This is a genomic window from Hansschlegelia sp. KR7-227 (genome assembly GCF_049446035.1).
Lineage (GTDB): Bacteria > Pseudomonadota > Alphaproteobacteria > Rhizobiales > Methylopilaceae > Methylopila.
Genome location: NZ_JBMSEA010000001.1, coordinates 1,811,155 through 1,831,777, shown reverse-complemented (window position 1 = coordinate 1,831,777; position 20,623 = coordinate 1,811,155). Strand labels below are relative to the sequence as shown.

General features: G+C 70.0%; 19 protein-coding genes. 6 read left to right on the top strand and 13 right to left on the bottom strand.

Annotation, left to right across the window (positions count from 1 at the left end; all coding sequences use genetic code 11):
* Positions 1-23 precede the first annotated feature (23 nt).
* On the bottom strand, positions 24-1,019 hold the full coding sequence (locus ACO2RJ_RS08570) for a fatty acid desaturase (RefSeq protein WP_423267571.1): 996 nt from the start codon (positions 1,017-1,019) through the stop codon (positions 24-26).
* Positions 1,020-1,277: 258 nt separating this feature from the next.
* On the bottom strand, positions 1,278-2,249 hold the full coding sequence (gene meaB, locus ACO2RJ_RS08565) for a methylmalonyl Co-A mutase-associated GTPase MeaB (protein ID WP_423268942.1): 972 nt from the start codon (positions 2,247-2,249) through the stop codon (positions 1,278-1,280).
* Positions 2,250-2,485: 236 nt separating this feature from the next.
* On the opposite strand from meaB, the gene ACO2RJ_RS08560 reads away from it, so the two are divergent.
* A complete protein-coding gene (locus tag ACO2RJ_RS08560) occupies positions 2,486-2,683 on the top strand; it encodes a CsbD family protein (RefSeq protein ID WP_423267570.1) in 198 nt (65 codons plus the stop codon).
* Between the two features lie 33 nt (positions 2,684-2,716).
* Here ACO2RJ_RS08560 and ACO2RJ_RS08555 read toward each other — a convergent pair whose 3' ends face one another.
* From ACO2RJ_RS08555 to ACO2RJ_RS08545, 3 genes are read right to left on the bottom strand one after another with little or no spacing between them, the layout of a single operon-like run.
* The gene (locus tag ACO2RJ_RS08555; protein ID WP_423267569.1) at positions 2,717-2,959 is read right to left on the bottom strand and encodes a hypothetical protein; all 243 of its coding nucleotides are present in this window, start codon (positions 2,957-2,959) and stop codon (positions 2,717-2,719) included.
* The gene (gene scpA / locus ACO2RJ_RS08550) at positions 2,956-5,115 is read right to left on the bottom strand and encodes a methylmalonyl-CoA mutase (protein WP_423267568.1); all 2,160 of its coding nucleotides are present in this window, start codon (positions 5,113-5,115) and stop codon (positions 2,956-2,958) included. The genes ACO2RJ_RS08555 and scpA overlap by 4 nt, the downstream gene beginning before the upstream one ends.
* Positions 5,112-7,097 (bottom strand): methylmalonyl-CoA mutase family protein, encoded by a 1,986-nt coding sequence (locus tag ACO2RJ_RS08545; RefSeq protein WP_423267567.1) that lies wholly within the window; start codon positions 7,095-7,097, stop codon positions 5,112-5,114. The genes scpA and ACO2RJ_RS08545 overlap by 4 nt, the downstream gene beginning before the upstream one ends.
* Positions 7,098-7,227: 130 nt before the next feature.
* Between ACO2RJ_RS08545 and ACO2RJ_RS08540 the strand changes: the two genes are divergently transcribed.
* Complete coding sequence (locus ACO2RJ_RS08540) at positions 7,228-7,905, top strand: haloacid dehalogenase type II (RefSeq protein WP_423267566.1); 678 nt, start codon at positions 7,228-7,230, stop codon at positions 7,903-7,905.
* Here the strand turns inward: ACO2RJ_RS08540 and ACO2RJ_RS08535 are convergent.
* The 5 genes from ACO2RJ_RS08535 to ACO2RJ_RS08515 form a co-directional block, all read right to left on the bottom strand.
* The gene (locus ACO2RJ_RS08535; protein ID WP_423267565.1) at positions 7,902-8,906 is read right to left on the bottom strand and encodes an autotransporter outer membrane beta-barrel domain-containing protein; all 1,005 of its coding nucleotides are present in this window, start codon (positions 8,904-8,906) and stop codon (positions 7,902-7,904) included. The genes ACO2RJ_RS08540 and ACO2RJ_RS08535 overlap by 4 nt on opposite strands.
* Before the next feature lie 213 nt (positions 8,907-9,119).
* Positions 9,120-10,499: a dipeptidase gene (locus ACO2RJ_RS08530; RefSeq protein WP_423267564.1), complete on the bottom strand. Its 1,380-nt coding sequence runs from the start codon at positions 10,497-10,499 to the stop codon at positions 9,120-9,122.
* 67 nt (positions 10,500-10,566) lie between these two features.
* Positions 10,567-10,959, bottom strand: a complete 393-nt coding sequence (locus ACO2RJ_RS08525; RefSeq protein WP_423267563.1) for a type II toxin-antitoxin system VapC family toxin — start codon at positions 10,957-10,959, stop codon at positions 10,567-10,569.
* A 5-nt stretch (positions 10,960-10,964) separates the two neighbouring features.
* Positions 10,965-11,210: a type II toxin-antitoxin system VapB family antitoxin gene (locus ACO2RJ_RS08520; RefSeq protein ID WP_423267562.1), complete on the bottom strand. Its 246-nt coding sequence runs from the start codon at positions 11,208-11,210 to the stop codon at positions 10,965-10,967.
* A gap of 58 nt (positions 11,211-11,268) precedes the next feature.
* Positions 11,269-12,831 carry a helicase HerA-like domain-containing protein gene (locus ACO2RJ_RS08515; RefSeq protein ID WP_423267561.1) on the bottom strand — a complete coding sequence of 521 codons (1,563 nt, stop codon included), beginning with the start codon at positions 12,829-12,831 and terminating at the stop codon, positions 11,269-11,271.
* Positions 12,832-13,021: 190 nt separating this feature from the next.
* Here ACO2RJ_RS08515 and ACO2RJ_RS08510 point away from each other — a divergent pair, with 190 nt between their 5' ends.
* The 3 genes from ACO2RJ_RS08510 (at position 13,022) to folP (ending at position 14,822) form a co-directional block, all read left to right on the top strand.
* Positions 13,022-13,378: a hypothetical protein gene (locus tag ACO2RJ_RS08510; RefSeq protein WP_423267560.1), complete on the top strand. Its 357-nt coding sequence runs from the start codon at positions 13,022-13,024 to the stop codon at positions 13,376-13,378.
* Positions 13,379-13,471: 93 nt separating this feature from the next.
* Positions 13,472-13,879: a DUF4332 domain-containing protein gene (locus ACO2RJ_RS08505; protein ID WP_423267559.1), complete on the top strand. Its 408-nt coding sequence runs from the start codon at positions 13,472-13,474 to the stop codon at positions 13,877-13,879.
* A 106-nt stretch (positions 13,880-13,985) separates the two neighbouring features.
* Entirely contained in the window at positions 13,986-14,822 is an 837-nt protein-coding gene (folP, locus tag ACO2RJ_RS08500) for a dihydropteroate synthase (protein ID WP_423267558.1), read from the top strand.
* Positions 14,823-14,861: 39 nt separating this feature from the next.
* On the opposite strand, the gene ACO2RJ_RS08495 is transcribed toward folP, so the two are convergent.
* Both ACO2RJ_RS08495 and ACO2RJ_RS08490 read right to left on the bottom strand, forming a co-directional pair.
* Positions 14,862-15,437 carry a DUF2272 domain-containing protein gene (locus tag ACO2RJ_RS08495; RefSeq protein ID WP_423267557.1) on the bottom strand — a complete coding sequence of 192 codons (576 nt, stop codon included), beginning with the start codon at positions 15,435-15,437 and terminating at the stop codon, positions 14,862-14,864.
* 163 nt (positions 15,438-15,600) lie between these two features.
* Positions 15,601-16,197 carry a superoxide dismutase gene (locus ACO2RJ_RS08490; RefSeq protein ID WP_423267556.1) on the bottom strand — a complete coding sequence of 199 codons (597 nt, stop codon included), beginning with the start codon at positions 16,195-16,197 and terminating at the stop codon, positions 15,601-15,603.
* A 292-nt stretch (positions 16,198-16,489) separates the two neighbouring features.
* On the opposite strand from ACO2RJ_RS08490, the gene ACO2RJ_RS08485 reads away from it, so the two are divergent.
* Positions 16,490-18,289: a hypothetical protein gene (locus ACO2RJ_RS08485; protein ID WP_423267555.1), complete on the top strand. Its 1,800-nt coding sequence runs from the start codon at positions 16,490-16,492 to the stop codon at positions 18,287-18,289.
* Positions 18,290-18,302: 13 nt separating this feature from the next.
* Here the strand turns inward: ACO2RJ_RS08485 and ACO2RJ_RS08480 are convergent, their stop codons facing one another.
* Positions 18,303-20,429, bottom strand: coding sequence for a S9 family peptidase (locus ACO2RJ_RS08480; protein WP_423267554.1), 2,127 nt, complete (start codon positions 20,427-20,429; stop codon positions 18,303-18,305).
* Positions 20,430-20,623 lie beyond the last annotated feature (194 nt).

Genomic DNA, 20,623 nt, shown 5'->3' with positions numbered 1-20,623 from the left:
GTGAGGCGAGATCCGGGCGCGGTTCAGGCCGCGGCGAAGGCCGGGTCGCGGCTGAACTGACGGAAGCTGATCAGACGCCGTCCGGCCTCGTCCCACAGCGCGAGCGGAGCGCATTTCAGGCTCTGCAGCAGCGTCAGCCGGCCGATCTCGCGCAGCTCCGGATGGTCGCGGAGCACTTCCGGCAGCCGGTAGAACGGAATTCGGCTCGACAGGTGATGGACGTGATGCACGCCGATATTGGCGGTGAACCACGTTAGGACGGGCGGCAGATCGTAATGCGAGCTGCCGTGCAGCGCGGCCTCGAGCGCGTTCCACTCACGGCCGCTGCTCCAATGCGTCTCCTCGAACTGGTGCTGGACGAAGAACAGCCAGACCCCCAATCCGCCCGCGATCACGACCACGGGCAGGTGGACCAGCAGGAACGCGCCGAGGCCGACCGCCCAGATCATCACGCCGACCACGAGCGCAATCGCGGCGTTGGTCGCCATCGTGCTCAGCCAAGGGGTCCAGCCCTTTCCCATGAGCCCGATCGGCAGGCGGCTCTGCAGGATGAAGACATAGGCCGGCCCGAGGCCAAACATCACCACCGGGTTGCGGTAGAGGCGATAGCGCAGCCGGCCCCAGCGGGTGCGGCCGCGATATTCCGCGACCGTCAGCGTGTCGATGTCGCCGACGCCGCGATGATCGAGATCGCCCGAGGTCGCGTGATGGACCGCGTGGCTCCGCCGCCAGCAATCATAGGGCGTCAAAGTGAGAACGCCGATGGCGCGGCCGATCCAGTCGTTCGCGGCGCGGTTCGCGAACAGCGAACCATGGCCGCAATCGTGCTGGATCGAGAACAGCCGCAGCAGGAAGCCGGCCGCCGGGACGACCAGGATGACGAGCAGCCAGTCGTGGCCGGCGCTGTGAGCGAACCACATCGCGGCCCAGGCGGCGGCAAACAGCGCCGCCGTCAGAGCGAGTTCATAGATGCTGCGCGCCACGTTCGGACGCTGATAGTCGAGCAGCGCGCGCCTCATGCGGTTGGCCGCCTGAGCTGCTGCCGAACTGGATTTCTCCGCCGCCATCAAAAGCCGTTCCTCGAGTGCCGTGGGCGATCGCTGGGGGCGCGGTCGACCGGGGGTTGCGTGCGGCCTCGACCGTGGTGCGGAGCGGGACGTTGAGCGCTACAGATCACATGGACAGGTCCGGCGCCACTGTTCTCTCGCTCACAATTCGTTTGCGCCAGGAAGTCATGATCGCAGATCGCGGGGTACGAGGCCACCCCGGCGCACCTTCTAAAAGCCGAGGACCTTTGCGATTTCGTCGGCTGCGAGCGTCGGCGCAAGCGCGCCGCCGGCGACGTCCCGCTCCAGTTCGGGCACCCGCCCGGCAAGCTCGGGATGTCCGGCCAGCCGATCGCGGAAGCGGGCCTCGACCATGTCCCACATCCAGCGCACCTGCTGCTTCGCGCGCCGTTCGGCGAACTCGCCGGCGCGTTCCCGCGCCGCGCGGCACGCCACGATCCGCTCCCACAACGTGTCGAGCCGCACGTCGTCACGACCGGAGATGGTCAGCACTTCGGGGGTCCAGGCCCCGCCCTGCGCCGACAGGATCCTGAGCGCCGCGCGGTAGTCCCCCGCGGCGTCCTGCGCGCGGCGCTCGCCGTCGCCGTCGGCCTTGTTGACCGCGATGATGTCGGCGATCTCCAGCACGCCCTTCTTGATCCCCTGAAGTTCGTCGCCGGCGCCCGGCAGCATCAGCACGACGAACACGTCCGTCATGTCGGCGACGGTGATCTCGGACTGCCCGATGCCGACCGTCTCGACCAGGATGACGTCGAAGCCTGCGGCCTCGACCAGCAGCATGGTCTCGCGCGTCTTGGAGGCGACGCCGCCGAGCGTGCCGGCGGACGGCGAGGGGCGGATATAGGCCGCCCGGTCCATCGACAGCCGCGCCATCCGCGTCTTGTCGCCGAGGATCGAGCCGCCGGTTCGCTTCGAGGAGGGGTCGACCGCGAGCACGGCGACCTTGTGACCCTCCGCCGTGAGCCGGCTTCCCAGCGCGTCGATGGTGGTCGACTTGCCGACGCCGGGCACACCGGTGACGCCGACGCGGATCGCCTTGCCCGTCTCGTCCAGCAGTTCCTGAATCAGCGCGCGGGCGGCGGCCTGGTGGTCGGCGCGACGCGATTCCGCAAAGGTGATGGCGCGCGCCAGGGCCGCCCGATCGCCGCTGCGGACGCGGTCGGCGAAGGCGGGCACGTCGATCGGGGGAGGCGGTGCTGACGGCAGGAGGGAGACTCGCGTTTGCGCAGGTCGAGGAGGCTATCAGGTCGCGCAAGGGCGAGCGACGCCGCCGAAAGGCGGACGACACGCGCGGAAAGAATTCACCGCGCTTCAAAATATTCCGCGGAGCAGGCGAACTGTCATCTCACGTTCAGCGTTCCTGCGGCATACAAACGTTACGGAATGTTTCGCTCCGTGACTTTGCGCAGGAGAGCGGCATGAACGCGGATCGGATCGAAGGCCTGTACCGCCAAATCCGGGGCGGCGCGCTGCAGCTCTGGGGCCGTCTCACCGGGGACCATGCGCTGGTGCTCCGTGGACGCGCGACGGCGTTTTCAGGCGCCGCTCAGGCGAGCTTCGGCCGCGCCATGGGCGCGGGCCGCCTGCTGGGGCTGCGGCGTCGTCTAGGCGTCTGACGCCGGACGTTTCCAGCCCGCACGAAAAGAGGCTCAGGAGCCCGCGGCCGCGGCCGCGGCCTCGAGCAGGGCGGCGTGGGCGCGGCGGCGGCAGTCGTCCTTGACCGCTTCGTCGGCGATCTCCATGCCGTCGAGGGATCGCCCCGCGCGTTCGAACAACGCGGCGTCCCACAGAAGATGCGGCGGGTTTTCCTGTCGGAACAACTGCTTGGCGAAGGCCTCGACCAGCTGCGGGTCCGGCTCCTCGGGCGTGTTTTCGGTGCGCTCGTCCGTCATTCCGCAGCCTGCGCCTTGGTGTAGCCGAGACGCTCGTTGAGCATGCCGACAAGCTCCTTCGCGGCGTTCGCGACCACCGTGCCGGGCGGGAAGATCAGGCTGGCGCCCGCCTCCTTGAGCGCGGGATAGTCGACCGGGGGGATCACGCCGCCGGCGACGATCATGATGTCGCCGCGGCCCTCGGCTTTCAGCGCGTCGCGGAGCGCGGGAACCAGCGTGAGGTGCCCGGCGGTCATGGTCGAGATGCCGACGATGTGGACGTCGTTCTCGATCGCCTGCCGCGCGGCCTCTTCCGGCGTCGCGAACAGCGGGCCGATGTCGACGTCGAAGCCGAGATCGGCGAAGGCGGAGGCGATGATCTTCTGGCCGCGGTCGTGCCCGTCCTGGCCGACCTTCGCGACCAGGATGCGCGGGCGGCGCCCGTCCGCCCGCTCGAACTCCGCCACCAGCTTCAGCACGTCGTCGATCGCGCCCATGGCCTTGGCCTCTCGCTTGTAGACACCGGAGATCGAGCGGATCTCGGCGCGATGCCGGCCGAACACCTTCTCCATCGCGAGCGTGATCTCGCCGACGGTCGCTTTCGCGCGGCCCGCCTCGATCGAGAGGGCGAGCAGGTTGCCGGTCCCGCGCGCGCCGTCCTCGAGCGCCTTCAGGGCAGCGTCAACCGCCGTCTGGTCGCGCTCCTCGCGAAGCCGCTTCAGCTTGGCTTCCTGCGCGGCGCGCACTTCCGCGTTCTTGATCTGGCGGACGTCGAGCGTCTCGTTCTTCAGCACCTTGTACTTGTTGACCCCGACCACCGTCTGATCGCCCGAGTCGATGCGGGCCTGCGTGGTCGCCGCCGCCTCCTCGATGCGCAGCTTCGGCACGCCGGCCTCGATCGCCTTCGCCATCCCGCCCAGCCGGTCGATCTCGGCGATGTGCTCGAGCGCCTTGGCGGCGAGGTCGTGCGTCAGCTTCTCGACATAGGCCGAGCCGCCCCACGGGTCGATGAAGCGCGTGGTGCCGCTCTCCATCTGAAGCACCAGCTGGGTGTTGCGGGCGATGCGGGCCGAAAAATCCGTTGGGAGCGCCAGCGCTTCGTCGAAGGAGTTGGTGTGCAGCGACTGGGTCCCGCCTTGAGTCGCGGCGATGGCCTCGAGCGTCGTGCGGGTGACGTTGTTGTAGACGTCCTGCGCGGTGAGCGACCAGCCGCTGGTCTGGCAGTGCGTGCGCAAAGGCAGCGATTTCGGGTTCTTCGCCCCGAGATCGGTCATGAGTTTCGTCCAGATCAGGCGCGCGGCCCGCATCTTGGCGATCTCCATGAACACGTTCATGCCGATCGCCCAGAAGAACGACAGGCGCGGCGCGAAGCGGTCGATGTCGAGGCCCGCCGCCATGCCGGCGCGGACATATTCCGCGCCGTCGGCGAGCGTGTAGGCGAGCTCGAGGTCCGCCGTCGCTCCGGCCTCCTGCATGTGGTAGCCGGAGATCGAGATCGAGTTGAACTTCGGCATGTGCGCGGAGGCGTGGGCGAAGATGTCCGAGACGATCCGCATCGAGGGCTGCGGCGGGTAGATGTAGGTGTTGCGGACCATGAACTCCTTGAGGATGTCGTTCTGGATGGTCCCGGCGAGGCCCGCCTGCGGCACGCCCTGCTCCTCGGCGGCCACCACGAACAGCGCAAGCACCGGCAGCACCGCGCCATTCATCGTCATCGACACGGTCATCTTGTCGAGCGGGATGCCGTCGAACAGCGTCCGCATGTCGTAGATCGAATCGATCGCGACGCCGGCCATGCCGACGTCGCCGGCGACGCGCGGATGGTCGCTGTCGTAGCCGCGGTGGGTCGCGAGGTCGAAGGCGACCGACACGCCCGTCTGCCCGGCCGCGAGATTCGCGCGGTAGAAGGCGTTCGAATCCTCGGCCGTGGAGAAGCCGGCATATTGCCGGATCGTCCAGGGCTGCGACGTGTACATGGTGGGGTAGGGGCCGCGGATGTAAGGCGGCAGGCCGGGCCAGCTGTCGAGGCCCTCGAGCCCGGCGAGATCGGATGCGCCGTAGATCGGAGGCGCCACGACGCCCTCGGGCGTCGTCCAGGCCTCGGCGCCGAGCGGGGGCGGAGCGAGGTCCGGCCGGCGCCAGTCGATGGCTGCGAAATGGGGCAGACGGGCGGTCATGATGCGCCTCCTGCTGCGCGCGCGGCGGTCTGGCGGGCGAGCGGTCCCGCCTCCTGCAGCGTCGCGAGGGCGTCGTCGCCGGCTGTGACGAAGCGCGACACGCCGGCGGCCTCCAGGGCCTCGGCGCCGTCCTTCGGCCGGCCGGCGAGCCAGACCGTCGCGCCGCGCGCCTTCAACGCCGCGACGACGGCCTCGCCGTCGGCAGCATAGCCGTCATCGGCCCCGCAGACGATGGCGAGCCCGGCGCCGCTGTCGGCGAAGGCCGCGGCGGTCGTCTCGGCGTCGGCGCCCGCCGGTCCCTCGATCGCGCCGAGGCCGCCCGCCGCCAGCAGGTTGCGGACGAAGCCCGCGCGGGCGGCGTGGCGCGCGACGGGGCCGATCAAAGCGAGGAACGCCCTCGCTTCGTCCGCGCCGTTCGCGGCCCACAGCGCCTCGAAGCTCTCGGCCGATCGATCGAGGTCGAGCGCGACGGAGGCCGCAGACGGCGCCAGCCGCATCGCCGCCCGGATGTCGGCGAACGAGGCGCCGGCGAGCAGGGCCGAGACGATCCGTTCGAAATCCGCCGGCCCGTCGCCGAGGTCCTCGCCGAGGGGCTGGGTGGCCGGTGCGGGCGGGGGGGCGGCCGGCCGCTTGATCGACATCGGCTGCTCCGACCCCTGCGGAAATTCGCTCACCCCCACGATCGGCGTCTGGCGCGTCGCGACCAAGGCGGCGCGCGCCTTCCGCGTCTCGGAGATCCCCGCCTGCCAGGCGCCGCCCATGACGGCTGGGTGCAGGCCGCCGCTCCGCTCGATCGCGCGGAACGCGCTCCAGCCGGCCTCGGCGAAGCGCTCCGTGAGCGCCTCGATCGCGCCGGCGCCCGCCGCCGGATCGGCCACGCGGTGGGCGTTCGATTCCTCGATCACCATGGCCTGCGTGTTGCGGGCGAGCCTGCGGGCGTCGGCGTCGGCGCCGTCGAGCGCGAATGTGTAGGGCAGCACCGTGACCGAATCGGCGCCCCCGACGCCGGCCGCGAAGGCCGCGATCGCAGTGCGGACCATGTTCGTCTGGGGGTCGCGCCGCGTCATCATCCGCCGCGAGGTTTCGGCGTGGACATGGACGGCCTTCTCGCGAAGCCCGGCTTCGCGTCGCCAGGCCGCCCACAGCAGGCGGAACGCGCGCAGCTTGGCGATCGAGGCGAACTGGTCGGCGTCGCAGGCGAAGGCGAAGGCCATGGCGTCGGCGGCCGTGTCGAGGTCGACGCCGTTGTCCAGGAGCGCCCGGACATGTTCGGTGGCGGAGGCGAGCGCCGTCCCGAGCTCCTGCGCTTCGCTCGCGCCCACCGAATGCGCGACTCGCATGTCGAGCATGGCGACCGGGCTGACGAAGCCCCGGGCGCGAAGCGCCTTCACCGTTCCCGCGAAGCGGGCGCGCATCTCAGGCCACGGGTTCGGCAGGGCGCCGGTGCGGATCAGGTTGCGGATGAGATCCGCGCCGAACAGCACGGTTGTCGACGCGGGGTCGAGGCCGCGCTTCTCGACCAGCGCCGCGACCAGCGCGGCGGTCGCACGGCCCTCGAAGGGCGCGACGTCGAGATGGATCGGCGCGAGGTCGAGCAGCACGCCTGCGAGAGCCGCGTCGAGGCGCTCCACCGTGTCGGCGACGAGGCCGTCGCCGCCGCCCGGCGGCGCGAAGACCAGCGACAGCCCGGAGGCGCCGTTGTTGAGATCTTCAAGCGCCTGGGCGTTCGCGGCCTTGGCGTCGGGGAGGTCGATCCGCGTCATCGCGATCCACGGCGCGCCCGCTGGGCGGCCTGCGATCGGCTTCGCCTCCACCCGGGGCGCGATCGCGTCGACCGGCACGCCGTCAATCGTACTGCGGCCGAGCGCACGGTCGAGCGGGCGTCCTTTCAGGGCGGCATCGGCGGCCTTGCGCCACTCCTCCTCGCTCGCCGGAAACTCGGCGGCGAAGGCGGTGGCGCGCGTGGTCGGCTCGGTCGTCATGCGTCTCTCGATAATGCTGCGGCGCGAAAGTGCCACACCGCCCCTGTCGCGCCATTATCAACCTTGGAACTAGGGACGGCAAAACGGCGCCGGTGGTCGGGGCGACAAGAGCTGCAGGAAAGGCGAGGCGATGGCGACGGACCCGCTCTATTCCGTTTATGTGTTCGACGCCTACGGCACGCTGTTCGACGTCCATTCCGCGGTGGCGCGCCATCGCGGCGCCGTCGGGCCGACGGCTGACGTCCTGTCCGAGACATGGCGCACGAAGCAGCTCGAATATGCCTGGACGCGGACGCTGATGGGCCGCTATCGCGATTTCTGGGCGCTGACCGAAGAGGCGCTCGACGTCGCCGCGGCCAGGGTCGGCGGCCTCGCACCGGAGCTGCGCGTTCTGCTGCTCGACGCCTATCTCGAACTCGCGGCCTATCCCGAGGTCGTCGGCGTGCTGACCGCGCTGAGGGCGCGCGGGGCGAAAACCGCGATCCTGTCGAACGGATCGCCGGACATGCTCGATGCGGCGATCTCGGCTGCGGGGCTCGCTCCGTTGCTCGACGCCGCGCTGTCGGTCGATCCGCTCAGGCTCTTCAAGACCGATCCGCGCGCCTATGCGCTCGTGGGCGAGCGCTTCGGCGCTGCGCCGCACGAGGTTTCGTTCCAGTCCTCGAACCGCTGGGACGTCGCCGGCGCCGCGGCATTCGGCTTCCGAACGGTCTGGATAAACCGCGCCGGGGCGCCAGACGAGTACGCCGACCTACCGCCCGAGCGGGTTCTGGACAGTCTGGGCGGGCTGCTCGCCAGTCCGTCCTAGAACGACACGCCGAGCCGGGCGCGGCCGCCGCGCGTCGCCACGCCGTCGCGCTCGCTGTAATCGTAGTGCACGTCGAGCTTGACGCCCTCGGCGAGCGCCGTGCCGACGCCGAGGCCGCCGACGAGGCCCCGGCCGGTGGGCGATCCCATCGCCGCGGCCGCCACGCGCGCCCCGTCGGCCACGGCGCGAAGACGGGTCGCGTCGTAGCCGACGATCTCGTCCGCGCCCATGAAGGCCTCGACATTCACCTTGTGGGTCGCGTCGATCCGGAAGCTGCGCGAGCCCGCCAGGCGGAACGTGCCGATGGCGGCCGTCGCGCGGCGGGCGGCGAAGGACAGGCCGCCATTGTCGCCTTTGACGTCGAAGCTGGGGAGGGCGGCCCGGTGGAGGGCGAGCGTCGCGGTCGGGGTGATCTTGATCGCGCCGAGGTCGAAGGCGCCGCCGACCTGTCCCGCCGTCCGCAGATCGTAGGACGCCGCGTCGCCGTGGCACCGGGCGTCGTCGGCGCCCAGCGACAGCGAGTTGAAATCGAACTGCGAGGCGCCGATCAGCCCCTTGGCGAACAGCGGGCCGGCATTCGACTTGAAATAGACGTCGACGTGCCGGGAGAAGGTGCGCGCGCCGAGGTCGCCCGAACTCACATTGCCGAAGCCCGCGCCGGCGACCGCGCCCAGGACGAGACCAGTGCGGACCTCGCGGTCCGCCCCGATCCGGAACTGGCTGGCGTCGCCGCCATAGCCCGCCCGGCCGCGGCGTTCAGCCTGGCCGTAGCCTGCGCCGCCTTGCTCCCAATAGGTCAGGGCGTTCGGGACCGGCTTCCTGGCCGCCGATCGATCGGCGTCCAGACGCGCGAGCGCGGCCTCCGCCTCGGCCTGAGAGAGGAACACGCCGCTTTCCAGCAGCGACTGCGTGGTCCGGATGTCCGCGGCCCGGGCCTGCGAAGCGCACAGCGCTCCGACGACGCCGAGCATGAGCCCGACGCGCGATGCATGGATCCCCATGGTCTCGCTCCGTCATTGCCTGCTACGGGCGTCCCGCACGGAGCCCGTATTGCGATGCAGTATGAACGGACGTTCAGAAAACGCGACCCGCGGGGCATCACGAAGCTGTTAGACGGAAGTCGAAGCCGTGCACCCTGTGGCCGTGGAGACTCAACGGCAGGCGACCAAGCCGCCAGCGTATTGAGCGTATGATCAATTATCGGGTAGCGGCGCCTAGGCCGCGAGCGCGGCGAGGATGCGGATCCAGGACCGAGCGCCCTTCCGGAAGCTCTCCAGGTCGTATTTCTCGTTGGGCGAGTGGATCCGATCGTCGTCGAGAGCGAAGCCGACGAGCAGCGTGTCGAGCCCCAGCACGCGCTTGAAGTCGCCAACCACCGGGATCGAGCCGCCGGAGCCGATGGTCACCGGCGCGACGCCCCATTCCGCTTCGAGCGCCGCGCGGGTCTTGACCAGGGCCGGGCTGTCGAAGGGCAGCTGGATCGCGCGCGAGCCCTTGTGGCCGATGAAGTCGACGGAGCAGTCGTCCGGCGTGCGCGCGCGGACGAAGGCGCGGAAGGCCCGGCGGATCGCGGCGGGGTCCTGGTCGCCGACGAGCCGGAAGGAGATCTTGGCGTGCGCTTCGGCGGGAATGACCGTCTTCGCCCCCGCGCCGATATAGCCGCCCCACATGCCGTTGACGTCGCAGGTCGGCCGCGACTGGATCTGCTCGATGACCATGCGGTCGCGCTCGCCGGCGGGCTGCGACAGCCCGATCGGGCTGAGGAAGGCGTCGGCGTCGAGGCCGAGGCCGCGCCATTGCTCCCGCACGTCCTCCGGCGTCTCCCCGACGCCGTCGTAGAAGCCGGGCAGCGTGACGCGGCCGTCGTCGTCGTGCAGAGCCGCCACGATGGCGGACAGGACATGAAGCGGGTTCCGCGCCGCGCCGCCATACATGCCGGAATGCAGGTCGCGGTTCGCGGCCTTGACGGTCACCTCCTCATAGATGAGGCCGCGGAGCGAGGAGGTAATCGCGGGCTTGCCTTCGGCCCACATGGTGGTGTCGCAGACGAGGGCGACGTCGGCGCGGAGTTCGGCCTTCGCGTCCTCGATGAAGGGCGGGAGGTTGACCGAGCCGCTCTCCTCCTCGCCCTCGATCAGCAGGGTGACGCCGACCGGCAAGTCCCCGGTCGCCGCCTTCCAGGCGCGGCAGGCCTCGATGAAGGTCATCACCTGGCCTTTGTCGTCGCTCGCGCCGCGGCCGAGGATGATCTTCCGGCCCGCGACCTCCGCGATCCTCGGCTCGAAGGGCGGCGTCTCCCATTTGTCGAGCGGATCGACGGGCTGGACGTCGTAATGGCCATAGAACAGCACGTTGAGCCCGCCCGGCTTCGGCTGCTTCGCGAGCACGATCGGATGGCCGGGCGTCTCGCGTAGCTCGGCTGCGAAGCCCAGCGCGGCGAGGTCGCGCTTCAGCCAGTCGGCGGCCTCGCGACAGCCGTTCCTGTAGGCCGGGTCGGTCGAGATCGACGGGATCTTCAGAAGGCCGAACAGCCGCTCGAGGCTCTTGTCGAGGCCGTCGTCTGCGGCGGCGAGCGCGCGGTCGAGATCGGACATGGGAGTTCCTTCAGGCTTGGCCGGCGCCGTCGCGTTCAGGCCATTTTCGTCGGTCGGGCGAAGCCGATCAGGCGAGATCGGTATGAACGAAATCGTCGCCCTTGTAGAGCAGCGGCGCGCAATGCGCCCGGGCGCAGGCGTAGGCGAAGCAGTCGCCCATGTTGAGCTGCGCCGGATGGCCCGTGCCCTTGCCGTAGCGTGCGCGGGCGTCGAGCGCGAGCCGGCCGATCTCGGGGGTGACGTCGATGACGGCGACGCGACCGACCGCTAGAAACCCATCGATCCGCAGCATGGCCTCCGCCAGGCTCAGCCGGGTTCTTCGTTGCAACGCCAGCGCGGTTTCGAAGGTCGCGATCGGCGAGGTGAACGCCTCCGCCGCGTCGACGATGCGCTGTTTGAACAGCTCGCGCTCCGCCTCGTCGAGCAGAATGGCGCACAGCGCCGAAGCGTCGACGAACATTGCGACTACTCGTCGTTCAGCGAATCGAAAAAGGCTTTGTCGATGACCGCGCCGGTGTCCGGATGCGAAGCGATTTCATCGACGATCGCTTGCATGGCGGCCAGCCGGCGCGCGCGGTCGGAAGGACCGTCGATCCTGGCGAGCTCCGCTTCGCAGGCGCGCCTGATCGTGGCTGTCAGGCTTTCGCCACTGCGCGCCGCGAGCCGTCGCACGACCCGATCCGTTTCCGGGTCTCGAACATGAAAAGCCATCGTCTACACGCTCCGTGTAGCGATCTAGATAGCGTGTGGACGTGGGCTCTTCAACGTCTCACCGGCTGCGCAGCAGGCTCCCGAGCACGCCGCGCACGAGCGCGCGGCCGACGGAGCCGCCGACGGACCCCGCGATCGACTTGCCGATGGAGGCCGCCACGTTGCCCGCGGTCTGGTTGACGATGGTGCGGGTCACCTCGCGGGCGACGCGCTGGCCGGGGTTCAGCGACCCCCTGCGGCCCGATCCGCCGAAGATCGTGTCGAACATCCCTCCGAGGCCGCCTCCGCCGCCGGCGTCGGCCTCCACGACGGCGGCGTCCAGAGCCTTCTTCGCGAGCATCTCATAGGCGGACTCGCGGTCGATCGTGACGTCGTAGCGGCCGGCGAGCGGCGACTTCGCCATCAGCCCGGCCCGCTCCGGAACCGTCAGCGGCCCGATGCGGGCGGTCGGCGGCGCGATCAGCGTGCGCTCGACGATCGACGGCGCGCCCTTGCCTTCGAGCATGGACACCAGCGCCTCGCCGACGCCGAGCTCGGTGATGACCTGCTCGGTCTTGAGCTTGGGGTTCGGCCGGAAGGTCTCGGCCGCCGCCCGCACGGCCTTCTGGTCGCGCGGCGTGTAGGCGCGGAGCGCGTGCTGGACGCGGTTGCCAAGCTGACCGGCGACCGTCTCGGGCACGTCGATCGGGTTCTGGGTCACGAAATAGACGCCGACGCCCTTGGAGCGGATCAGACGCACGACCTGCTCGACCTTGTCCACCAGCGCTTTGGGGGCCTCGTCGAACAGCAGGTGCGCCTCGTCGAAGAAGAAGACGAGCTTGGGCTTGTCGGGATCGCCGACCTCCGGCAGTTCCTCGAACAGTTCGGAGAGCAGCCACAGCAGGAAGGTCGCGTAGAGCCGCGGGCTCGACATGAGCTTGTCGGCCGCAAGGATGTTGATCACGCCGCGGCCGTCCGGGGCGGTCCGCATGATGTCGGCGAGCGCAAGCGCCGGCTCGCCGAAGAACTTGTCGCCGCCCTGGGTGTCGAGCACGAGCAGCTGCCGCTGGACCGCGCCCACCGTCGCTTTGGCGACGTTGCCGTATTGCGTGGTCAGCGTCGCCGCGTTCTCCGCGACATAGGTCAGCAGAGCCTGCAGGTCCTTGAGGTCGAGCAGCAGCAGCTTCTGCTCGTCGGCGACGCGGAAGACGATGTTGAGCACGCCCTCCTGGGTGTCGTTGAGGTTCATCAGCCGGGCGAGCAGCAGCGGCCCCATCTCCGAGACGGTCGCGCGGATGGGGTGCCCCTGCTCGCCGAACAGGTCCCAGAACACGGCCGGGAACTGCGCGTTCACGTAAGGGTCGAGCCCGACCTCCGTCGCGCGTTTGACCAGGAAATCCTTCGGCTCGCCCATCGCCGCGACGCCCGACAGGTCGCCTTTGATGTCGGCTGCGAATACGGGCACGCCGGCGGCGGAGAAACCTTCGGCGAGGACCTGGAGCGTCACCGTCTTGCCGGTGCCGGTCGCGCCGGTGACGAGCCCATGGCGGTTCGCGAGTCGGAGCTCGAGCTGCTCCTCCTTCACCTTGGCGCCCTTGGCGTCGAAGCTCGCGCCGATGAAGATCCTGCCGTCCTCGGCCATCGCGTTCCCTTGGCGTCGTGTCGGCGGCGGGGCCGCGCGCCGGTCTTGCGTCGGCGGGAAAGTGGCACGGCGCGCGGGCCGAACCAAGCCGACGTCCGTCGATCGGATCGCTTGTGTTCGCCGGCTCGGTCCCTAGTATGCGCCGCTTGCAAAGAGCGCGGACAAGGGGTTTCGGCGGATGGAGGAACTGGTGACGCGCCTGTCGTCGGCTGCGGGACTCGACCGCGCGAAAGCCGAAGCGGCGGTGAAGACGATCCTGGCGTTCCTCGACAAGGAGGCGCCCGCAGACGCGGTCAAGGAGCTCGTCGACGCCATGCCCGGAGCCGACAAGGCGCTCGAGGACGGCCGCGCGGAAGCGGCGGCGAACGGCGGCTATGCCGGCTTCGGCGCGATGGCGGCCTATCACGCTTTGACCGCGGTGGGTCTGTCGGGAGGCGAGGTTCAGGTGGTGACCAAGGAACTGCTCGCTCACTCGCGCGCGACCGTGGGCGAGGAGACGACCGGACGGATCGTGGGCGCCGTGCCGGGACTGGAAGCGTTCGTCTGACGTTCGTCCCGCCGCCTCGGCGGCGGCGACGGGCGCGCCGCCCCGCGTAGATCCTGGGGCTCGTTCGAGGGTTCGGACGCCAGGAGGCGAGGCATGAGCTATCCGATCCTCGACATCGAGGGCGTGGGGCCGCAGCTCGCGGTCAAGCTGAAGGCGGCGGGGGTGCGCACGACCGCGACTTTGCTCGCGCGCGCGAAGGACCCGAGGGGACGAAAGGCGCTGGCGGCGGCGTCCGGGATCGAAGAGCGCCGCATCCTCAAATTCGCGAACATGGCGGACCTCATGCGGATCCGGGGCGTGGCGGGCGAATATTCCGAGCTGCTCGCAGCCGCGGGGGTCGACACCGTGCGGGAGCTGAAGAACCGCAACGCGGCCAACCTCACCAGGGCCCTCGCCGAGCTCAACGCGAGGAGCAAGCTCGTGCGACTCGTGCCTTCGGAAAAGACCGTGATCAAGTGGATCGAGCAGGCGAAGACCATGCCGCCGATGATGACCTACTGAGGCGCGGTCCCGCTTGGAACGGAGACCAGGCCGGGTTCGGCCGGCGCCTTCGCTCCGCCGCCTGACCCGCGCCGCTTCATTCCAGACCGTCGACCCGCGAGATCACATGCCTGACCTAGACGCGACCGCGCCCTTCGCCGCCGCCCGCCTGTTCGACCGCGCCGGGGGCCCCCGCGTGATGGGCATCCTGAACGTCACGCCGGATTCCTTTTCGGACGGCGGCCGATTCGCGGCGGTGGAGGGCGCCGTCGCGCAGGCGCGAATCATGGCGGAGGAGGGCGCCGACGTGATCGACGTCGGCGGCGAATCGACCCGGCCCGGCTACGCGCCGGTCGACGCCGAGGAGGAGATCCGCCGAGTCCTTCCGGCGATCCGCGCCGTGCGGGACGCGGTCCCCACGGCGATCTCGATCGACACCATGAAGGCGAAGGTCGCCGCCGCGGCGCTCGAGGCCGGAGCCGCCATCGTCAACGACGTCTGGGGCCTGCAGCGCGACCCCGATATCGCCCGCGTCGCGGCCGAGCACGGCGCTGCGGTCGTCGTGATGCATCACCGCACCGAGGTCGACCCGAGCCTCGACATCGTCGAGGACATCAAGAGTTTTCTCGGCCGCTCGATCGAGATCGCTCTGAAGGCGGGAATTCCCGAGCGCGCCATCGCGCTCGACCCGGGCGTCGGCTTCGGCAAGACGGTGGAGCAGAACCTGACCGCGATCCGGCGGATCGACGCGCTGGCGGCGATGGGCTTCGCGGTGCTGCTGGGCGCGTCCCGCAAGTCGCTGATCGGGCACATCATCGAGCGGACGCCGAAAGAACGGCTGTTCGGGACCGTCGCCACCTCCGTCGTCGGCTGGGCGGCGGGCGCCACCCTGTTCCGGGTGCATGATGTTCGCGCCAACCGCGACGCCCTGCTGGTCGCGCGCGCGGTGTTGTCCGCGCCCTGAACGGGGCGCGGGCCGCTCCCCGCTCAGGGCCTTGTCATGTCAGGGCAGCGAGCTGCGAATGACGACGAACGCCTCCTGCGTATGCGCGTGCTGGTTGCGCAGCTTGCCGCCATGCCATTCGAAGATCTTCTGGCCCACCCGGTTCCCGACATTGCCGCCGATCGTGTGGATCGCGGCGCCCTGCACGTCGATCACGATGTCGGCGTGACTCGGATAATCGGGGTGATGCGCGGCCCATGCGTAATCGATCTTGGATGCGCTCTCCCGGTTCATGCCGAGGATGTCGCCCGGCTCAACCGTCACATCGCCAGGCTTGTAGCCCCAGAACGGCGTGGTCTTCTTGATGAGCTTGTCGTTGATCGTGCGGTAGAAGTAGACGGAATGCTGGGCGCTGTAGGGAAACTGCGCGGCGGCGCCCGCGATGTTGACCATGTAGGAGATGAAGGCGGCGGACCAGGGAACGTCAGCGTCGCCCCCGTCGAGTTCGGGACGGCCCAGATAATCCCAATAGGTTCCGATGCGCTCCTTCAACGGAGACTGCGTCTCCTTCTTCCCGGAATAGGCGGTGAATTCGGTTTCCGCCTTTTGGGCCAGCTTCGTCGCGAACAGTGCCATCCCCGCGCCTCCTCAAGAGTGTGGCGAGAGGCTACTACAACCTAAAAGGGATGAAAGTCAGGATCACTACTTATAGGAGCGAAGACTGCCCCGCTGCGCCCGTCCCCTTCCACGGACGTGAAAACGGGGCCCGCAGGCCCCGTCTCGGCTTAGCGGCTCGCCGTCACTTCGCCTCGGAATAGAGCTTCTCGACATATTCCCAGTTGATGAGGTTGTCGACGAAGGCCTTGAGGTAATCCGGGCGCTTGTTGCGGTAGTCGATGTAGTAGGAGTGCTCCCACACGTCGACGCCGAGGATCGGCGTCGCGCCGTGCACCAGCGGGTTTTCGCCGTTCGGCGTCTTCATGACCTCGAGCTTGCCGTTCTTCAGGGCGAGCCAAGCCCAGCCGGAACCGAACTGGCCTTTGCCGGCCTCGATGAAGTCCTCCTTGAACTTGTCGACGCCGCCGAGGTCTTCCTTGATCTTCGCTTCCAGCGCGCCGGGGATGGCGCCCCCGCCGTTCGGCTTCATCCACTGCCAAAAATGGATGTGGTTGTAGTGCTGGCCGGCGTTGTTGAAGAGCGCCTGGTTCTTGCCGTGCGACTGCTTCACGATCTCCTCGAGCGAGGCGTCCTCAAGGCCCGAACCCGCCAGCAGCTTGTTGCCGGTCTCGACATAGGTGTTGTGGTGCTTGTCGTGGTGAAACTCGAGGGTTTCCTTGGACATGTAGGGCTGCAGCGCGTCATAGGCGTAAGGCAGTTCGGGCAGCGTGAACGACATGAAAGTCTCCCGAGATGGAATGGCGCGGCCGCCGACCGACGGCGTGGCTCCGACGAGGGCCTCGCACGGCGACAGCATGGCAGCGGTACATAGGCCGCTATCCCAGGCGCGACAACGCCGACCGCGCGAGTGAGGCGCGCGCTCTTGTCCCGGCGTCTCCCACAAGCATGAGAGCGTTGCGGCTGTTCCGCGGCGCTCAGAACCGATAAAACACAGTCTGGCCTTGGCCGATCCCCAGCCCGCCCGGCCGCGCGCGCCGATGGGCCGTCGCCCGAGTTGAGGTTTGTCTCAAATGTTCGTCGTTCTCTATGCGCTTGGATTGGGCCTGATAGCCTGGAGCGGCTTCCTTCTTTTAACCGGCGACGCCTTCGTCACGATCGACATCGCGGCAGGGCTCGCCGGCTCGGGCGCTTTCGTGATCGGCCTCGGCGCCGTCGTCGCGGCGCTTGGGAAACTGACGCGCGCGGTCGCCGCAGGACGGGCCGCGGCGGCGCCGCTTCCGCTTCCCACGCGGGCTCCGGACTCGTCCGCCATCCGGAGCCAGGCGGACGGCCACGCCGAAGAGATCGGTCTTCGTGGGCTGCCGGACCTCGTGTCGGAGCCGGCCGCGCCGGAGCCGACCGCGCCCGACGCTCCCTGGCCTGGAGCCGCGCCTGAACCCAGGTTCGATCTCCGGGCCTCGCGCGGCCCCGCCCCGCAGGAGGCTCCGCCGGCCGAGCCTCCTGCGCCGGCGCCTGCGCTGCAGGAGATGCGGCGGCCGGCGCCCACGATCGCGGTGCAGCGCCCCGCGCGGCCTCGACCCGAACCCGCGCCCGAACCGGAGCCCCTGCCGTCCGAACCGGAGGCCGCGCCGGGACCGTCCGAGCCGGTCGCGTCCACGATCGAGGACGCAGGGTCGCCCGAACCGGCGCCGCGCCGGCCGACGCCCGAAGAGCGCGCGGAAGCGCGGCGACGCCGTCGGCTGAAGCTCAAGCAGGCGCAGGAGGCCGAACAGGCCGAACAGGCCGAAGCCGTCCCGCCGGTCGCCGCGCCGAAGATCGCCGCGCCGATCATGGGCGGCGCCTTCGCGCGCCGCTTCGGCGACGCGGGTTCCGAGCCGTCGTCGTCCGCCGCGCCCGATGTCGGCCGACCGGCGGCGCGGACGGCCGGGGAGAGGTCCGCGGATCTCGATGCGCAGGCGACCCCTTCGGCCGACGCTCCGCACGCCGATCCGACCGAGACGGCGTCGCCGGCGCCCGCCGAGCCTGCTCCGGTCATGGCGGCCGCCGGGAAGGCCGCCGCTCCGGAGCGCGCGCCCCCGTCTGCGCCGGAGCCGAAGATTCCGGAATGGCTCGCCCGAGCCCGGGCCCGTCGCGAGGCCCGGGGGGCAGGGCGACCGGCGGATCGCTCCGCCGCGGCCGCCGTCGCGGAGAGTCCGGCGGAGGCCGTTCCCGAGGAGGCGGCGAACGTCGCTCCGCCTGCGGCCTCCGCCCCGGCCGATGAAGCCGAAGCCCCGGCTCCGGACGCGCCTGTCTTCGCCTCCGGAACCCCGACCGCAGAGATCGAGGCGCCGCCGCCGGCCGAAACATTCGTTTCGTCGGAGGATCACGAGTCGGTCGCGGAGTCTGCACCCGAGCCCGAGCTCCAACCCGAACCCGAACCCGAGCCCGAGCCCGAGCCGGCTCCGGAGCAACCGGCCGGACCCGCCCTCGTCAGCGAGGGCGAGCACAACGGCGTCATCTACCGCTTCTTCGACGACGGGTCGGTCGAAGCGGAGTCGCCGCACGGGATGCGCCGCTTCGCTTCCGTCGACGAGCTGCGCGCGACCGTTCTCGCCGCCCGCGGGCGCCTCGGCGACGAGGACGAGGCCGATGCCGCCGGGACCTATGAAGCGGCGGACGCCGAGGCCCCGGCCGTCGCCGAGTCCGAGACCGGCCAGCCGCATGACCCGGACGGACAGGACGCGGGCCCGGACCAGCATGAGGAGGCGCCGGAGCCCGATTTGCGCGCCAGCCGGGACGAGATCGATCCGCTGGACGCCGCTCTGGCGGAGCTGGAGCGTGGCGAGCCCGACATCCGGATCGATCCCGCCGACCGGCCTGCCGGGCGCTGAACGCGACGCCGCGTCAGAGCCCAGGCGCGGCGTCGGGATGGCCGACCGCGGCCAGTGCGAAGGCGTAGGAGAGGGCGACCTCCTCGAGCCGGTCGAATCGGCCCGAGGCGCCGCCATGGCCGGCGTCCATGTTCGTCCGGAGCAGAATCGGGCGCGCCGAGGTCGTCGCCTCGCGGAGCCGCGCGACCCATTTGGCGGGCTCCCAATAGGTCACCCTCGGGTCGGTCAGCCCGGCCAAAGCGAGGATGGCGGGGTAGGGGCGCGGCGCGACGTTATCGACCGGGCTGTAGCCCGCGATCCTGTGGAAGGCGGCCTCGTCGGTGATCGGGTCGCCCCATTCCGGCCACTCTGGCGGCGTGAGCGGCAGCGTGTCGTCCAGCATCGTCGTCAGCACGTCGACGAAGGGCACGTCGGCGACGATGCCGGCGAACAGCTCCGGCCGGAGATTGGCGGCCGCGCCCATCAGCATGCCGCCGGCCGAACCGCCATGGGCGACGATGCGGCCGGCGCTCGTGAAGCCATCCTTCGCCAGTAGCTCGGCGGCGGCGATGAAATCAGTGAAGGTGTTCGGCTTCTTCTCGAGCTTGCCGTCGAGATACCAGCCCCAGCCTTTCTCCGTTCCGCCACGGACATGGGCGATCGCGTAGACGAAGCCGCGATCGACCAGCGACAGCCTTGATCCGGAAAAGCTCGCGGGCATCGAGATGCCGTAGGCGCCGTAGCCATAGAGCAGGCAGGGCGCGGAGCCGTCGAGCGCAAGGCCCTTGCGGTGGATCAGGGTCACGGGAATGAGCGCCCCGTCCGGCGCCGGGGCCTGAAGGCGGCGAACCACGTAAGCCTCGGGGTCGTGGCCGGAGGGAATTTCCTGCCGCTTGCGCAAGGTCCGCTCGCGCGTGCGGAGGTCGTAATCCCAGACTTCGCTCGGGGTCGAAGGCGAGGAGTAGACGAAGCGCGTCAGATCGGCGTCGAACTCCGCGCCGGCCTCGACGCCGAGCGAATAGGCCTCCTCGGCGAAGGCGATTTCATGCTCCGCCCCGTCGGCGAACGACCGCACCACGATGCGCGGCAGGGCCTCCACGCGTTCGAGCCGCACGAGATGGCGGGCGGTGACGGCGTGGTCGAGCACATAGGTTCCGGCGCGATGGGGGACGAGCTCGCGCTCGCCGGCCGCCGGATCGTCGGCGTCGCGCACGGTCAGCTTGAAGTCGACCGCGCCGTCGGCGTTGGTGCGCAAGATGAGGCTGGAGCGGCCGTCGAGGTCGGGATGATGGTCGATCTCGTAGCGCACGCCGGCGACGCGCGGCAGCACGAGGCGCGGCGCGGCCTCCGGGTCGGCGCGCGCAATAAGATGCGCCTCGCTGGTGTCATGGTCGGACACGGTCACGACGCAGAACGCGCCCGACCGCGTCTCCTCGACGCCGACGAACCAGCCGGGATCCGGCTCGCGAAACACGAGGAGGTCGTCCGCGGCGGGGCGGCCCAGCAGGTGGCGGTAAACTTCGAGCGCGCGATGCTCGTCGTCGAGGCGCACGTACCAGAAGCTTGATCCGTCCGCGGCCCACACGGCCGCGCCGGTCGCATTGGGCACGACGTCGGGAAGGTCCTCGCCGGTCGCGAGGTCGCGGACGCGGATGGTCAGGAACTCCGATCCGGCCTCGTCGGCGCTCCAGCAGAGCAGACGATGATCGGGCGAGGCGCGCCACGCGCCGAGCTGGAAGAAGGCGCGACCACTCGCGAGCGCGTCGCCGTCGATCAGGATCTGATCCTCGCCGTCCGGGGCGTCAGCCGGACGCCGCACGATCAGCGGATGCTGGCCTCCCGCGCGGTGGCGGACGGCGTAGGCGTAGGGCCCGTCCCGGACCGGGACGCTGGAATCATCTTCCTTGATCCGGCCTCGCATCTCCGCGACGAGCCTCGCCTTCAGCGGATCGAGCGGTCCGAGCAGCGCCTTGCAATAGGCGTTTTCGGCGTCGAGATGGGCGCGGATGTCCGGGGGAAGCAGGGAAGGATCGCGAATCGTCTCGCGCCAGTTGTCCGCCTTGAGCCATGCGAAGGGATCGCTGAGCCGCACGCCGTGAACCATCCGTTCGAAGGCGCGACGTGGCGCCGCGGGCGCGGATGGGCGGTCCAGGACGGTCATGAATGCCTCGATCTACTGTGTGCGACGCCCGCCCCGAGGTCGGATCGGGGGCGTAGAGCTAGGCGCGGCGGCCGCTCACCGCAAGAACAGCCGGGCGCGCGCGGTCTGGGCCCGCCGGTTCGCCGCGCGCGTTTGAACTGAAACGCTTGCGGCTCAAGGCTTGGTTGACCGGTAATGACCTCAGTCATCGCGCC